This is a genomic window from Mycobacterium sp. 1274756.6 (assembly GCF_001668625.1).
GTDB lineage: Bacteria > Actinomycetota > Actinomycetes > Mycobacteriales > Mycobacteriaceae > Mycobacterium.
Genome location: NZ_LZLJ01000079.1, coordinates 14414 through 29583 on the forward strand (window position 1 = coordinate 14414; position 15170 = coordinate 29583).

At 69.2% G+C, this 15170-nt stretch carries 13 protein-coding genes and 1 pseudogene; 5 read left to right on the forward strand and 9 right to left on the reverse strand.

The window, feature by feature from the left end; genetic code table 11:
- Positions 1 to 3: 3 nt before the first annotated feature.
- From A5643_RS12040 to A5643_RS19015, 6 genes and pseudogenes are all read right to left on the reverse strand, one after another.
- Entirely contained in the window at positions 4 to 1059 is a 1056-nt protein-coding gene (locus A5643_RS12040; RefSeq protein WP_066855518.1) for an MlaD family protein, read from the reverse strand.
- Entirely contained in the window at positions 1056 to 2594 is a 1539-nt protein-coding gene (locus A5643_RS12045; protein WP_066855521.1) for an MlaD family protein, read from the reverse strand. The genes A5643_RS12040 and A5643_RS12045 overlap by 4 nt, the downstream gene beginning before the upstream one ends.
- Before the next feature lie 2 nt (positions 2595 to 2596).
- Positions 2597 to 3361, reverse strand: a complete 765-nt coding sequence (locus A5643_RS12050; protein ID WP_082948923.1) for an ABC transporter permease — start codon at positions 3359 to 3361, stop codon at positions 2597 to 2599.
- 95 nt (positions 3362 to 3456) lie between these two features.
- Positions 3457 to 4320 carry an MlaE family ABC transporter permease gene (locus tag A5643_RS12055; protein WP_066855524.1) on the reverse strand — a complete coding sequence of 288 codons (864 nt, stop codon included), beginning with the start codon at positions 4318 to 4320 and terminating at the stop codon, positions 3457 to 3459.
- Between the two features lie 354 nt (positions 4321 to 4674).
- Positions 4675 to 5280, reverse strand: coding sequence for a TetR/AcrR family transcriptional regulator (locus A5643_RS12060; RefSeq protein ID WP_066855527.1), 606 nt, complete (start codon positions 5278 to 5280; stop codon positions 4675 to 4677).
- A 416-nt stretch (positions 5281 to 5696) separates the two neighbouring features.
- Positions 5697 to 5897: pseudogene (locus A5643_RS19015) on the reverse strand (TetR/AcrR family transcriptional regulator); the annotation flags it as partial.
- A 155-nt stretch (positions 5898 to 6052) separates the two neighbouring features.
- On the opposite strand from A5643_RS19015, the gene A5643_RS12070 reads away from it, so the two are divergent.
- The gene (locus tag A5643_RS12070; RefSeq protein ID WP_066855532.1) at positions 6053 to 7456 is read left to right on the forward strand and encodes an ABC1 kinase family protein; all 1404 of its coding nucleotides are present in this window, start codon (positions 6053 to 6055) and stop codon (positions 7454 to 7456) included.
- Positions 7457 to 7465: 9 nt separating this feature from the next.
- Here the strand turns inward: A5643_RS12070 and A5643_RS12075 are convergent, their stop codons facing one another.
- The 3 genes from A5643_RS12075 to A5643_RS12085 form a co-directional block, all read right to left on the reverse strand.
- On the reverse strand, positions 7466 to 8947 hold the full coding sequence (locus tag A5643_RS12075) for a flavin-containing monooxygenase (RefSeq protein WP_066855659.1): 1482 nt from the start codon (positions 8945 to 8947) through the stop codon (positions 7466 to 7468).
- A 71-nt stretch (positions 8948 to 9018) separates the two neighbouring features.
- Positions 9019 to 9885: an SDR family NAD(P)-dependent oxidoreductase gene (locus tag A5643_RS12080; protein WP_066855535.1), complete on the reverse strand. Its 867-nt coding sequence runs from the start codon at positions 9883 to 9885 to the stop codon at positions 9019 to 9021.
- Entirely contained in the window at positions 9882 to 11465 is a 1584-nt protein-coding gene (locus A5643_RS12085) for a flavin-containing monooxygenase (protein ID WP_066855662.1), read from the reverse strand. Before A5643_RS12085 ends, A5643_RS12080 begins: the two co-directional genes overlap by 4 nt.
- Positions 11466 to 11567: 102 nt before the next feature.
- On the opposite strand from A5643_RS12085, the gene A5643_RS12090 reads away from it, so the two are divergent.
- The 4 genes from A5643_RS12090 to A5643_RS12105 all read left to right on the forward strand — a co-directional run bounded on the left by A5643_RS12090 (position 11568) and on the right by A5643_RS12105 (position 15162).
- On the forward strand, positions 11568 to 12449 hold the full coding sequence (locus tag A5643_RS12090; protein WP_066855539.1) for an oxidoreductase: 882 nt from the start codon (positions 11568 to 11570) through the stop codon (positions 12447 to 12449).
- 58 nt (positions 12450 to 12507) lie between these two features.
- On the forward strand, positions 12508 to 13356 hold the full coding sequence (locus tag A5643_RS12095; protein WP_066855542.1) for an SDR family NAD(P)-dependent oxidoreductase: 849 nt from the start codon (positions 12508 to 12510) through the stop codon (positions 13354 to 13356).
- A gap of 64 nt (positions 13357 to 13420) precedes the next feature.
- Positions 13421 to 14137: a TetR/AcrR family transcriptional regulator gene (locus tag A5643_RS12100; RefSeq protein ID WP_066855545.1), complete on the forward strand. Its 717-nt coding sequence runs from the start codon at positions 13421 to 13423 to the stop codon at positions 14135 to 14137.
- Positions 14138 to 14292: 155 nt separating this feature from the next.
- Positions 14293 to 15162, forward strand: coding sequence for a metal-dependent hydrolase (locus A5643_RS12105; protein WP_066855550.1), 870 nt, complete (start codon positions 14293 to 14295; stop codon positions 15160 to 15162).
- Positions 15163 to 15170: the final 8 nt, after the last annotated feature.

A 15170-nucleotide genomic window follows, 5' to 3' on the forward strand; every position in this document is an offset into this window, starting at 1 on the left:
CTATCACCTGCAGATCGGGGTGTGGAGGCCTTGGACGGTGTCGCCGGGGGTGGCGGCGGCGACGAAGGCGCGGAACCAGTAGAACAGGCCTTGCCAGAAGGCGAAGTCGACGTTGCAGGGATAGCCGTTGATGTAGGCGCCCTCCTGGGTGATGCGGGCGAAGCCCTTGAGCAGCAGCGGCAGGTTGGCGGCCAGGTAGGCGAACCGTTCCCGTCCGTCGTGCAGGCCGTAGTCGAGGAAGCCGGGTTGCCGCCCGATGAACTCCTGCACGTCGGGGGTGATGGTGTCGACGATCGTGGCCAGCCGCCCGACGGTGGAGTTGGTGGAGCCGACCGAGGCGACCAGCTGGTCGCGGCGGGCCGCCAGCTCGGACATCACCGAGCGGGTCTGGCCGATCATGTTCTGCAGGTTGTCGTTCTGCGCCGACAGGCTGGCCATCAGGTCGTTGAGGTTGCCGATCAGGTCGCCGAGCACCTGGTCGGGCCCGGCGAGGGTCTCGGCCAGCATCGAGGCCTGTGTCGTCAACACCAGCACCGAGGTCTCGTCGCCCTGAAACGCCTGGATCAACGCGGTGGTGAGGTTGTCGACCTGCTCGGGGTCGAGCTGGGTGAACAGCGGCTCGAAACCGTTGAGCATGTAGGAGATGTCGAACGACGGCACCGTGCGTTCGATGGGGATGTGGCCGTGGTCGGGCAGCGCCGAGCGGGGCCCGGTGGCGTCGGGGTCCTGGGACAGTCCGAGATAGCGCTGGCCGATGACGTTCTGGTAGGTCACCGAGGCGATCGTGTCGGTGTAGAGGGTCTGGTCGGCTTGGACGCGGAAGGTGACGCGGGCGTCGGTGCCCTCCAGTTCGATCTTGTCCACCCGGCCGACCCGCACCCCCGCGACGCGGACGTCGTCGCCGGGCGCCATGCCCAGGATGTCGCTGAACGTCGCCGTATAGGTGTGGGTGGGGCCGGCCACCTCGCGCTCCAGGGTGGCGTAGACCATCCAGGTCATCGCCAGCGACATGACCGTGAATAGGGACAGCCCGATCACGGCCTTGCGGTGGCGTTTCATCGCTCACCTCCGGCGTCGGCCATGAGGTGTACGGTCATGCCGCGGGCGACCGGACCCAACAGCAGTTGGGTGGCCGCGGTGGGGGAGCCGCCCACGATGCGGGCGAGTTGGGCGGCCTCCTGGCGGCTGCCGACCGGGCCGACGTTGCCGCCGACCACCGCTGAGTACGGGATGGCGTCCGACGGGGGCAGGTCGGTGGAGGCCGGTGCGGCCGCCGGCGGGCCGGGCGGCGGCGGTCCCGGTGGCGGTGGGCCGGGCAGTTGGGCGGAGCCGGGCGGCAGCGGCGGCACCATCCCCGGCAGCACCGGCGGGGCCGGCGGGCCCTGCGGGTCCCCGGGCATCGAGTGGCGCGGCGGGGTGAGGTTGGGCCGGTTCTCGGTGACGTAGGGCGGCACCGAGGCGTCCACCGAGTCCAGCGCGGGATACAGGTCGGGCGCGGTGGGGGTCTCCGGCGCGGTGTAGCAACTGGGGCCTACCAGCTCGCCGTAGCGTGGGCAGTCCGCGCGCACGTAGGTGCGGCTGGGGGTGAGCGCGACGACGGCCTTGAGGGTCAACAGGTTGGTCTGCGGATCCCAGGCCTCGTCGTGGAACTTGTTGGCCAACACCTGAAGCCGGGTGGACACCCCGTGGAACTGGTCGGCGTGGTCGGCGATCACCCCCAGCGGCGGGCTGAACTGCGTGGTGACGGTGATCATGCGGTCGACCTGGTTGTCCAGTGCGCGGCCCACCGTGTCGGTGGTGTTGAGCCCGCCGCCGAGGAAATCGGTGAGCTGGCTGCGCTTCTCGGCGAACGTGCGCATCGGCTTGATCGAGTTGTCCAGCGCATCGAACAGTTCCGGGGCGGAGTCGCGCAAACCGTCGGCGGCGTCGTGCAGCGCCGAGATCGTCGACGGCGTGGCGGCGTCGGTGCCGACCACGGTGTTGAGCCGGCTGAGGACTTCGATGAGATTGTGGCCGGTGTCGGTGATCTCGTCGCCGCGCCCCTTGGTGGCCTCGCCCAGTGCTGCCATGACGCCGATGGTCTGGCTGTCGGGTTTGCGGCCCACCGCGGCCAACAACTCGCGCAGTTTGGCCAACACGTTCTGGAACAAGACGGTGGGCAGCGTGGTGTCCTCGGGCACCAATGAGCCGCTGTGCAGCGAGCCGTCAGCGGGGCCGTTGTCGACCAGTTGCACCGCCGAGACCGCGAACACGTTGGTCGGGATCACCCGGGCCGTCACGGTGTTGGGGATGCGCTCGGCGTATTCGGGTTTGAGGTTGACGTGCACCAGGTTCGGTCCGCCGTGGCGCGACGGGGTGACCCCGGAGACCGAGCCGACCAGCACGCTGCGGAACTTCACATCCGAGCGGGCCGGCAGGCCGTCGCCGATGTTGACCAGTTCGACGGTGACGCGCACCAGGTTGTCGAAGCTGCCTTTGGATTTGGCGACCATCGCCGCCGACGCCGCGACAGCGACCAGCACGAAGCAGGTGCCCAGCGCGATCAGCCGCGGCAGCGACGGGCTGCGCGGGTTGAAGTCGAACGGGTTGGGCACGGCTAGCCACCGAACCTCGCGCCGGACTCGACGCCCCACAGCGCCATCGTCAGCAGCATGTTGACGATGATCACCACGGTGACGCTCGAGCGCATCGCCCGGCCGGCGGCCACCCCGACACCGGCCGGGCCGCCGCTGGCGAAAAAGCCGTAGTAGCACTGGATGGTCGAGGAGATGAAGACGAACACCACCGCTTTGATCGTCGCGTAGAAGACGTCGCGGCTGTTGATGAACAGCGAGAAGTAGTGCAGGTAGGAGCCGGTGGACTGGCCGGCGGTCATGCTGACCGCCTGACAGGCCAGATATGCCAGCGCCAGCGAGGTCAGAAACAACGGGATGACCGCGATGACCGAGGCGATCACCCGGGTCGCCACCAGGTAGGGCACCGGGTTGATCGCCAGGGCGTCCATGGCGTCGATCTCCTCGTTGATCCGCATCGCGCCCAGCTGCGCGGTGAACCGGCAGCCGGCCTGGGCGATGAACGCCATCGCGATCATGATCGGGGCCAGCTCACGGGTGGTGGCGAAGGAGGAGATCAGCCCGGTCGCCGGGCCCAGACCGAGCAGGTTGAGCGCGTTGTAGCCTTCGACGGCCACCAGCGCGCCGGCGGTGATGCCCAGCACCGCGGCGACGTTGACGGTGCCGCCGCCGACGACGATCGAGCCGTTGCCCCAGGAGATGTCGGAGAGCAGCCGCTGCAGTTCCCGGCGGTAGTAGCGCAGCATCACCGGCAGCGAGGCGAGCACCTGGCCGAAGAAATACACCATGTGGCCGGTCTTGCCAATCGAGCGGCCGAGGGCGGCGGCGGCGAGTTTGAGCCAGCGGTAGCCGGGCAGCTGGTAGGTGCTCGGGGTCGCGGCGGTCACAGCGTCTGCCTCGGGAACACCAGCACGTAGAGCTGGCTCATCACGACGTTGACGATCATCAGCAACAGCACCGACTCGACGACGGCGGCGTTGACCGAGTTGGCCACCCCGGCGGGCCCGCCGGAGGTGTTCAGCCCCTTGTGGCAGGCGATGGTCGCCACGATGACGGCGAACACGACCGCCTTGACCAACGCCAGGGTGAGGTCACCGACGGTGGCGAAGGAGGCGAAGGTGGCGATGAACGAGCCGGGCGTGGCGTCTTGCAGGTAGACGTTGAACAGGTACCCGGCGATGTAGCCGACGAAGCTGGTGACCCCGGTCAGCAGCACTCCGATGAGGATCAGCGCGGCCAGTCGCGGAACGACCATGCGCCGCAGCGGGGAGACACCCATGACCTCCATGGCGGAGATCTCCTCACGCATGGTTCGCGACCCCAGGTCCGCGCACACCGCCGAGCCGACCGCGGTGGCCAGCAGCAGGGAGGCGACCAGCGGGGCGCCCTGGCGGATCACCACCAGCCCGGTGGCCGCCCCGGACAGCGAGGTGGCCCCGACCTGACCGGCCAGCAGGGAGAACTGGATGGACAGGGTGACCCCGATCGGGATGGTGACCAGGACGGTGGGGGCGAAGGCGGTGCCGGCCATGAACGCGGCCTGCTCGATGAACTCGCCGACCTTGAACCGCCGGGTCACCAGGTCGATGACCAGGTACTGGACGGCGCGCACGCCCATCACCATCTGACCGCCGAGGGTGTGCAGCGCCATGAACGGATGGTTTTGCAGGTAGCGGCGGAACCAGGTGAGGATCTCGCCGAGGGCCGACCGGTTGCCGGCGTGCAGCGGCTCGCCGGTGGCGGTCAACGGGTGCTCCCCGCGGGGGCGCCGGCGATGGCCGAGTCGGTGCGCCGTGCGGGCGGAGCAGCTGTCATCGGCGGCTTTCTTCCCTGTCGTACCGAACTGGACTTATCTGACTGACTTGTCATTCGCGCTATGTGATGACGGCACTTTAGCTTGTGCGTGCCGCCGCGGGCAGGGAATTCGCGAACCTGAGCTTCGGCTGGGGACACCGCCCGACGCGCGGGCGCGCGCCGGCCCCGAGCGCCGATGTTGCGGTGACCCGGCCGCCCCCGAGCGCGAACGTGAAGGTGGGTTCACGTTCGCGCTCGAACGTGAAACTAACGTCACGCTGGGCCGTGCTGGGGCGGGCGAGGGCCCTCACCCACTCGCGGGAGCGGCCAGCCCGGCGCGCAACAGCTCGCGCACCTGGTCGACGAAATGGTCCAGACCGCCCGGCAGCGGCGGCCCGCCCTGGGCCGGCAACAGCGCGGTCAGGCTCAAACACAGGAACATCTCGCCGAGCACGGCGGTGTCCAGGTCGGCGCGCAGGTAGCCGGCCCGCACGCCGTGGTCGATCTGACGCTCGATGGCGGCGGCGAACCGTTCGAAGATCTCCACCGCCCGCCGGGTCAGTTCCTCATCGATGGCTCCGACGTCGAACACGATCAGGGAGACCAGCTTGTTGTCGGTCTCCGACAGCGTGTGCAGGGAACGCAGCGGGGCGGTCACCGCGTCGAGGAATTCCTCCAGGGTCTGTGCCGGCTCGTCGGGCGGACCGAGTTCGGGGCCGCGTTGCTCCAAGCCGAGATCGATGGCCGCGTCGAGGACCTCGCGACGGTTGGTGAAGTAGTTGTAGAACGAGCCGTGGCTCAGCCCGGCCGTCGCCACGATCTCGGCCACCGAACTGTTGCGGTAACCGCGGTCGGTGAACACCTCCAGCGCCGCCTGGGTCAGCTGGGTGCGGCGGTCGACGGCCGGGGTCATCGCGTCGGCCCGTCGGTGAACACGCCGTGGCGCAGGAAGTCGGTCAGCGCCGCGCGGTAGCGATCCCGCCGGGCGGCGTCGGCGCCGCCCATCACCTCCCGCAACCCGGCGGGGATCACGAGTTTGGTGACCAGCAGGCCCAGCACCTGCGGGTCGGCGCCGGAGCGCAGAAACCCGGCGTCGCGCGCTTCCTCGAATACGCCGGCCGCCATGCGCGCCACCCCGGCCTCCAGTCCGAGCGCGCGCAGTTTGAGTTCCTCGTCCATCGCGCTGGCCTCGACCAGCACCAGCGACGCCAGCGCGGGCCGTTGATCGATGGTGGTCAGCACCGCTGCCCACGCCGCGTCGAAGCGGGCCAGTGCGTCGGCGACGTCGGTCACCGGCTGCTCGGCCAGCAGCGCCGGCCGGACCTCGCCGAGGATCTCCTCCACCGAGTAGTCGAAGACCAGGTCGAGCAACTCCCGTTTGCTGGCCACATACCGGTAGAGGGTCCCCTGGCCGATGCCGGCATGGCGGGCGATGTCGGACATGGTGGTGGCTTCGTAGCCGTTGTCGGCGAAGACGCTCACCGCGGCGGCGATGATCTGTTCGCGCCGCTGCTCCTCCAGGTTTGCGATCGGCGGCCGGCCCCGTTTCGGGCGGGGCTTCGCCGGCGGGGCTGGCACCGTGCGGCTCCTGCGGTTCGATGGCGTCTTCGCGAGTCGGCTTCTACACTGATTTCGCCGACTGATATGTCAGACTAGTCCATCAAACCTGCTGGCAGGAGCTTCCTGTGACGAATTCACCGCCCGCCGACGCGGAGCCGGTGGCGACCTCACGGATCCGGCGGGGGGCGGCACTGGGCTCGCTGGCCGCCAAGCAGACGCTGCGTCGGGTCAGCATCAAGGCCGGGGCGGTTGTGGTCACCGAGAGCCGCCGGGAAGAACTGCTCGACCGGGCCAACCAGCGCCTGGCCCGGGACTTCGTCGCGGTGCTGGGCACGATGCGCGGCGCGGCGATGAAGATCGGCCAACTGCTGTCGGTGGTCGACCTGGGCCTGGTCGACGAAACCACCCGCGAGTACTTCCGAAAGGAATTGAGCCGGCTGCAGGGCTCGATCGACGCGATGCCGTTCACCGCGATGCGGCCGGTGATCGAAGCCGAACTGGGCGCACCGGTGGAGGAGATCTTCGCGTCGTTCGACACCGCCGCCTTCGCCGCGGCATCGATCGGCCAGGTCTACCGTGCGGTCACCCACGACGGCCGGCCGGTGGCCGTCAAGGTGCAATACCCCGGCGTGCGGGCCGCGGTGCGCGCGGACCTGAAGAACCTGGCGCTGTTCCTGCGGATGTGGAAGTCGGTGGTCCCCACCGTCGCCGCCACCGGATTCATCGACGAGATCACCGCCGAGCTGTCCCAGGAACTCGACTACCGCCAGGAGCTCGCCAACCAGGCCGCCGTCGCCGAACACTATGCCGGCCACCCCTTCATCCATGTGCCGCAACCGATTCCCGAGCTGAGTTCGGCGTCGGTACTGACCAGCGAGTACGTCGCCGGCATGCCCGCCGCGCAGATCGCCGAGCTGCCCGATGCCGAGCGCGACCGGGTCGGCGAGATCATCTACCGGTTCTATCTGGGCTCGCTGTTTCGCGACGGCGCCTTCAACGGCGACCCCCACCCCGGCAACATCCTCTACCGACCGGACGGGCGGGTGTCGTTCCTGGACTTCGGGCTCTACAAGCGCATGGCACCCGAAGCGATCGCGTTCGAGCGGCTGGCCTGGCAGCTGTGCCGCGCCGGCGACGGCGAGGGCCTGCACGCGATCATGCAGTCCTACGGCGTCATTCGGCCCGGCTCACCGGTGTCGGCGCAGGAATGCCTGGATTACACCCTCAGCGCCGCCGGCTGGAACTTCGTCGACGAATACCTGGCCGTGCGCCCGATCGACGTCAGTGCTGCGCTACTGGGCGTGATCAATCCATCAGCGGAATCGTTCAAAACCATGCGCGGCGAACATCTCCCACCCGAGCACCTGTTCTCCCGGCGGATGGATTTCCTGCTGTTCGGCACGCTCGGCCAGATCGGCGCCGGCGCCAACTGGTACCGCATCGCCGCGGAATGGCTCGACGGGGCGCCGCCGGTCACCGAACTGGGGCAGGCCGAAGCCGAGTGGCGGCAGCGGGACGCGGCCGGTTAGCCGCGGCGGTCAGGGCTCGTAGACGTAGTCGTCGAGGTCGAAGGTCTTCGACGCCCGCGTCGACTGGTAGGCGGTGGTCGGCCGCAGGAACGAGAAGTCGCCGTTCTTGTCGATGTAGTAGCTGTTGGAGTTGATGCAGGCGGCGCCGTGCATCAGCGTCTGCGAGCCCCGGCGGTCGACGAAGCGGTGGAACCGCTCGTTGGCCTCCGGTGAGATTTCCACCGCGGTGGCGCCGCGCCGCAGGGCCTCGTCGATCACGCGCAACGCATGGCGCGCCGCGTTCTCCACCATCACATGCCAAGAACTGCCCGACCAGGCGTACGGACCGAACACCATGAACGTGTTGGGCAGCCCCGGCATCGAGACCCCCTCGTAGGCCGCGGCGCGCTCGGTCTCGTAGAAGGCGGCGAGGTCGAACCCGTTGCGTCCCAACACCGGCCGGTGACGGTAGACCGCCGGGCTGTTGGACATCTCGAACCCGGTCGCCAGCACCAGCACGTCGACGTCGCGGTGGGTCCCGCCCGCGGTGCGGATTCCGGTGGCGGTGATCGACTCGATGGGCTCGGTGATCAGCTCGACGTGATCGCGGGTGAAGGTCTGGTAGTAGGAGTTGGAGACGCTGGGCCGTTTGCAGCCGAACCCGTACTCGGGGGTGAGCTTGCGCCGCAACGTGCGGTCACGAACCTGGGTGAACAGGTAGGCCTGACACGCCAGAGCCGGCACCTTCGCCAGCGGCGTGATCTGCTTGCCGTAGACGGTGATCCCCACCAGTCCGAGCTCGACGAGGGCGGCCACGCCGCCGCGGATGAGGCTCTGGGTGAACGGCAGCAGGTGCAACGCGGTCTGCACCGGTTTGGGGATCGGGAAATCCGGCTTGGCGAACACCCAGATGGCCCGCCGCTGGTAGACATCGAGCCGGGCGGCCTTTTTGGCCAACTGGGGCACCGCCTGCACCGCGGTGGCTCCGGTCCCGATGACCGCGATGCGTTTGCCGTCCAGGTCGGCGCTGTCGTCCCAGTCCTGGGTTTGGATGACCGTCCCGGTGAAGTCGGCCAAGCCCGGGATCCGGGGCACCCGCGGTTCGACGAACGCGCCGAGCGCGGTGACCACGAACCGCGCGGTCACCGTGCTGCCGTCGGAGAGGGCCAGACGCCACAGGTGGTTGTCCTCGTCCCAATCCCGGCGCAACACCTCGGTGCTCAACCGCAGCCGTCGGTTCAGGTCGTACTTGTCGGCCAAATGATGGATGTAGCGCAGCACTTCGGCGCCCTTGGGGAAGGTACGCGACCACCACGGGTATTTCTCGAACGAGTACTGGTAGACGATGCCGGGAATGTCCACGGCGACATCGGGGTAGCGGTTGGACTGCCACGTCCCGCCGATCTCGGCCGCGCGTTCGAAGATGGTGAAGTCGGTGTAGCCGGCGCGCTGCAGTTGGATCGCCACGCCCAGCCCGCCCACCGGCCGACAGCCTCGAGGAGCGCCGAGCATGACCACCGCCGAAGCAGACCCCGCCGCGGCCGCCGCCACACGTCGCGAGCAGCCGGACATGCTGGTGGCCATCATCGGCGCCGGGGTGGGCGGGTGTTGGCGGCGATGCGCCGGTCGTACTCGGCGCGGGCCACATGGTCGATCGGGCCCATGGTCAAGTCGGCGCCGGCCAGTCGGCGGCCCAGCAGCCAGAGGCGTTCGGGCACCAGGTTGGACAGCGTCAGCAGCGGAGTCATGCCCGCGGGCGCGCCAGCCAGCGGTGGGCGGGTCCGTACGGTGGCCACCACCCGGCGGGCGACCACGGTGGGGGAGAGCACGCCGATCCGTCGGACGCCCAGCGGGATGCCGTCGGTCAGTTGGGTGTTCATCGCCGACGGCAGCACCGCGGTCACCGACACCCCGTGGTCGCGCAGTTCCTCGCGCAGGCTGCGACTGAACGCGGTGGCCGCGTGTTTGGCGGCGGTGTAGCTGGCCAGGCCGGGGGAGTGCAGTTTGCCCGCCGCGGAGGTGACGTTGACGATATGGCCGCGGCGGCGGGCCATCATCCGCGGCGCGACCACCCGGGCGGCGTAGGTATGCGCCAGGGCGTTCACCTCGAACACCGCGCGGGTCACCTCGGCCGGCTCGTCGAGGAACGGGCCGATCGGCATGATCCCGGCGTTGTTCACCAGGATGTCCAGCGGCCCCAACTCCGCTTCGACGCGGTCGATGAACTCCCGCAGGCCGGGCAGATCGGTGACGTCGAGCGGATAGCCCCGGGCCGGAGCGCCCAGCGCCTCGGCGGCGGCCACCGCGGCCGCGCCGTCGAGGTCGCCGATGGCCACCCGCGCGCCGCGCTCGGCGAACCGGCGCGCGGTGGCGAAACCGATGCCGCGGGCGCCGCCGGTGACGACGACAACCGCCCCCTCCAGCGGGATGGCCGGATAACCGCCGATCATAAAACCTCCTGGGCCGCTCGGGGTTCCGCCGGTGCGGCGGTCGAAGTGACCGGGCGCCACTCGTAGTCGTCGAGCGGATAGGTGCTGGCCGCGCGGCGCGACTGCAGCGCGGTGGTGGGCCGCACATAGCAACTGTCGCCCTGGGAGTTGACGTAGTAGGTCCGCACGCCCTTGTTGCGGACACCGAAGTAGTACTGGATGTTGCGCCCCTGCCGCAGGATCTTGGCGTGGTAGGCGCGTTGGGCGGCTTCGGTGATCTCCACATAGCCGGCTCCGCGGCGGCGGGCCTCGCCGATCGCACGCACCGCGTGGGCCGCCGAGGATTCGACCATGAAATGCCAACCGGTGCCGGTCCAGGAGTAGGGCCCGACCAGAATCCAGCGATTGGGCAGGCCGTGCACGGCCACACTCTCGTAGGCCTGCAACCGGTTCCGGGCGTAGAACTCGCCGAGGTCGAAACCGTCGACGCCCACCACCATGCCCGGCCGGTAGGTCTCCGGATCGGAGAACAGCTCGTAGCCGACGGCGACGACGAGGGCGTCGAAGTCGTGGTGCCGGCCGTCGGCGGTGCGCACGCCGGTTGCGGTGATCTCGCGGATCGCCGCGTCGACCAGCTCGACGTTGGCGCGGTTGAACGCCTGCAGGAAGGTGTTGGACAAGGTGGGGCGTTTGGCGGCCAAGCCGTACCGCGGGGTCAGCGCGGCACGGGTGCGCGGGTCGCGCACCACCAGGCGCAGATAGCCGCGGTAGATGCCGCGCGCGCCGGTGTCCATGGCCGCGAAGAACGACTTGGCGACCGGGGCGGGCGCATACACCAGCAGCCGGGTTCCGGTCTCGACCAGCAGCAGTGCGGCGTTGCCCAAGGCCGTCTGACTCCACGGGTGGCCCAACACTTTCCGCAACCGGCGGCCGATGCGGAAGTCCGGCTTGGGCCAGGCCCAGACCGGGGTGCGCTGGAACACCGTCAACCGCTGCACCCGCGGTGCGATCGCCGGGGTGATCTGCACCGAGCTGGCACCGGTGCCGATCACCCCCACCCGCTTACCGGCCAGGTCGTAGCCGTGGTCCCAGTCGGTGGGCCGCAGCACCTTGCCGGCGAACGCGTCGAATCCGGGGATGTCCGGAGTCGACTTGGGGGTGATGAACGCGCCCACCGCGCTGATCACGAACCGGGCGGTGATCACCGCTCCGGAAGCGGTGTGCACTTCCCACCAGCCGTTGGCCTCGTCCCACCGTTCGGCGGTGACCTCGACGCCGAACCGCAGGTGCGGGTACAGGCCGTGTTCTCGGGCGACCGCCACGTGATAGTCGTGAACTTCCTTGCCGTGCGGGAACATCCGCGTCCAGTTCGGGTTCTTGGCGAAGGAGTACTGGTAGGTGAAGTGCGGGACGTCCACCCCGATGCCGGGGTAGTCGTTGTCGCGCCAGCTGCCGCCGGGCGCGTCGCCGCGCTCCAGGATGACGAAGTCGCTGATGCCGGCGTCGAGCAGCCCGACGCCGGCGGCGATGCCGCCCGGGCCCGCGCCGATGACGATGACTTCGTGGTCGGGGTCGTGATCGGGTCGCCGCGGCGGTTGCATCGGCATTCCTTCCAGCCGTAAGCTCGACCGCTAAATAATCCGACTGATGTATCACTCTGTCAAGTGTCGGTGGTCGGCGACCGGATGGGTAAGGTATCTGCGATGACATGGCGCCCCGAGGACATTCCCGACCAGCACGGCCGGACGATCGTGATCACCGGCGCCAACGGCGGGCTGGGCGAGGTCACCACCCGGGTGCTGGCCGGTAAGGGCGCCACGGTGGTGATGGCCTGCCGCAACACCGCCAAGGCGCAGCAGGTCGCCGACCGGATCGACGGCGCGGTCAGCGTCGCCGAACTGGACCTGGCCGACCTGTCCTCGGTGCGCGAGTTCGCCGCCAAGCAAGACGATTTCGACGTGCTGATCAACAACGCCGGACTGATGAACGTCCCGTTCAGCCGCACCAAGGACGGGTTCGAAACCCAGTTCGGGGTCAACCACCTGGGCCACTTCGCGCTGACCGGGCTGCTGCTGGACAAGATCGCCGACCGGGTGGTGACCCTGTCGAGCATCGCCCACAAGCAGACCCCGAAGCTGTGGATCGACGACCTCAACTACGAACACCGCCGCTACCAGCGCAACCTGGCATACGCGCAGGCGAAGCTGGCCAACTTGATGTTCGCCCGCGAACTGCAGCGCCGGCTTTCCGCCGCCGGGTCGGCGAAGCGGTCCTACGGGGTGCACCCCGGAGTCTCGGGCACCGACCTGTTCACCCGCACCGAAACGCTGATGGACCTGTTCGCCAAACAGGGCGCCCGCCTCGTCGGCCACCCGCCGGAGCAGGCCGCGCACTCGACGCTGCTGGCGGCCACCGATCCGGACGCCGACCCGGAGGTGTACTGGGGACCGACCGGCATCCTGCAGGCCCGCGGCCCGGCCAAGCCGTCCCCGTCGAGCGGGCTGTCGAAGAACCGGGAACTGTGGCGCCGGCTCTGGGAGGAATCCGAGCGGATGACCGGCGTCGTCTACGACATCACGAGCTGAGGTATCCGAAGCTGACCCACCGGCGGGCCGAGCACGACGGAAAGGCAACGAAAAAGCGATGAAGAATTTCACCGACCGCGTCGCGGTCATCACCGGCGCGGGCTCGGGCATCGGCCGCAGTCTGGCGGTCAAGCTCGCCGAGCGCGGCGCCCGGCTGGCGCTGTCCGACATCGACGCCGAGGCCGCCGCCACGACGGCCGGGCAGTGTGAGGCGTTGGGGGCGACCGCCGTTCCGTTTCAGCTCGACGTCGCCGACCGGGCCGCGGTCTACGCCCACGCCGACGAGGTCAAAGAACAGTTCGGCAAGGTCAACCTGGTGTTCAACAACGCCGGTGTGGCGTTGTCGGCCGACGTGATCGACATGGAGTGGGACGACTTCGAATGGTTGATGGGCATCAACTTCTGGGGGGTGGCCTACGGCACCAAGGCGTTCCTGCCGCACCTGATCGAATCCGGTGAAGGGCACCTGGTCAACGTCTCCTCGGTGTTCGGGCTGATGGGGATCCCGTCCCAGAGCGCCTACAACGCGGCGAAGTTCGCGGTCCGCGGCTTCACCGAGGCACTGCGCCAAGAGATCCGGACGGCGCGCTACCCGGTCGGGGTCACCTGCGTGCATCCCGGCGGCATCAAGACCAACATCGCGGTCAACGCCCGCGGCATCCCCGACGACGTCGACCCGGAGCAGATCCGCAAGGGATTCGAACTGATCGCGATCACCCGCCCGGACTCGGCCGCCCGCATCATCCTGCGCGGCGTGGAGCGCAACAAACCGCGGGTGCTGATCGGGCCCGACGCCCGGATCTTCGACGCCATCCCGCGCACCATCGGGCCGCGCTACCAGGACGTGGCCGCCCCGCTGTACCGGCTGGGCCGGGGCGTCGCCGGGCGGTTCGGCGTCCCGCTGTAGCGGCGCCGCACGACCGCGCCCGTAGGCCCCGGGGGACCGGTGGGCGTGGATTACGATTGCCGTTGTGCCGAGGGATGCAGCGCCCAGCCGCGGTCGCCTGCCGGCGTTGACGGGGGATGCACGTTCTGACCGGTGGCGGGAACACCGGGCGGCGGTGCGCGCCGAGTTGGTCGAGGCGACGCTGCGAGCCATCGACGAGTTCGGCCCGGAACTGTCCATCGACGATGTGCTGCGGACCGCGCAGGTCCCGCGACCCAAGCTCTACCGCTTCTTCGACGACAAGAACGCGTTGTTCGCCGCGGTCGGCGAGCGGGTCCAGGAGCTGATCCTCGAGCGGGTGGTGCCGGAATTCGATCTCTCCGGAGCGGCGCTGGAACTTGTCCGCTCGGCCCTGGGCGCCTACGTCGGCCTCGTCGACGAACGGCCCAACATCTTCCGGTTTTTGCTGGGCTCGCACTTTCGGGACCTGCAGTCGCCCGCGGAGTTCCTCGACACCGGTCGCCCGCTCTCCGACGCCGCGGTCGCGGTGGTCGCGGCGATGCTGCGGGTGCACAACACCGACGCCGACGTGCAGCACCTGGAATACGCCGTCGACGCGGCCCTCGGCGCGGTGGGGCTGGGCGTGCTGCGCTGGCTGAACGAGCCCACGATCGACAAGGCGGCGCTGGTCGACCAACTCACCACGTTCGTGTGGGGAGCGCTGTCGGCGACCGCGTTCGCCCGCGGGGTCGTGCTGGACCCGGACGCCCGGCTGGCCGACCTCGACGACGTCATCGACTGATCGCCGCACCGCCCGGCGGTGTTTGCTGTGGCGGTGTCCTCGGCGTGCAACCGCATCGTGACCGGCCAACTCTTGCGTGCCCGCAACCGGCCTTGTAACGTGATCCATCACACAGTACTGACAGTACTAGATACTAGATGTTCTGGGAGGTCGTTATGGGGCGTGACGGTTCGGCAACGGCGCCGGCCCACTACCCGAAAACCCGTCGGGTGCGGTTCCCGTTCGGCGCCGATCGCAGCTACGGCAAGTACTTCGTCAACAACGACAGCGTGTTCAGCCACTTCGTGGCCGGGCTGTCCGGGGCGTTCCCGCCCGGCGAGGAGGCGTTCATCCGTTCGGTGCGGCACTTCTCCGACCGCATCACCGACCCGGACCTGAAGAAGCGGGTCGCCGGGTTCATCGGCCAGGAATCGGTGCACGGCCAGGAGCATCGCCGCCTCAACGACAAGCTCGTCGCGATGGGTTATCGCATCGCCTGGTGGGACTCGAAAGCCGTGGAGCGCAGGCGGCTCCGCTTCGAGCAGCGGATCTCGCCGCTGGCCCACCTGGCCATGACCGCCGCCGCCGAGCACTACACCGCGGTGCTCGCCGAGCGGGTCCTGTCGCTCGATGAGATCCAGGCGATCCCGGGCGACGACGCGGTGTGGCACCTGCTGAACTGGCACGCCCTCGAAGAACTCGAGCACAAGTCGGTGGCTTTCGACGTCTACCGCAGCGTCGGCGGTAGTGAAACGACGCGGATCGCGGTGATGGCGGCGCTGATCGCCCTCACCCTGCCGCTGGTCGCCACGACGCTGACCATCTCGCTGGCCGCCGACCCGCAAGCCCGCCGGCACCCGCTGCGGGTGATCCGGGAGGCGCGCGCGCTGTTCGGCGGGCCGCTGTTCCGCGGCCTGATGGCCGATCTGGCGAAGTATCTGCGGCCCGGCTTCCACCCCGACGACATCGACACCGATGCGTTGCTGCGGCAGTGGCAGCAGGAGCTCTTCGGCGCGGACGGCGCGCTGGTCGAGTACATGCGATAGCCCACCGG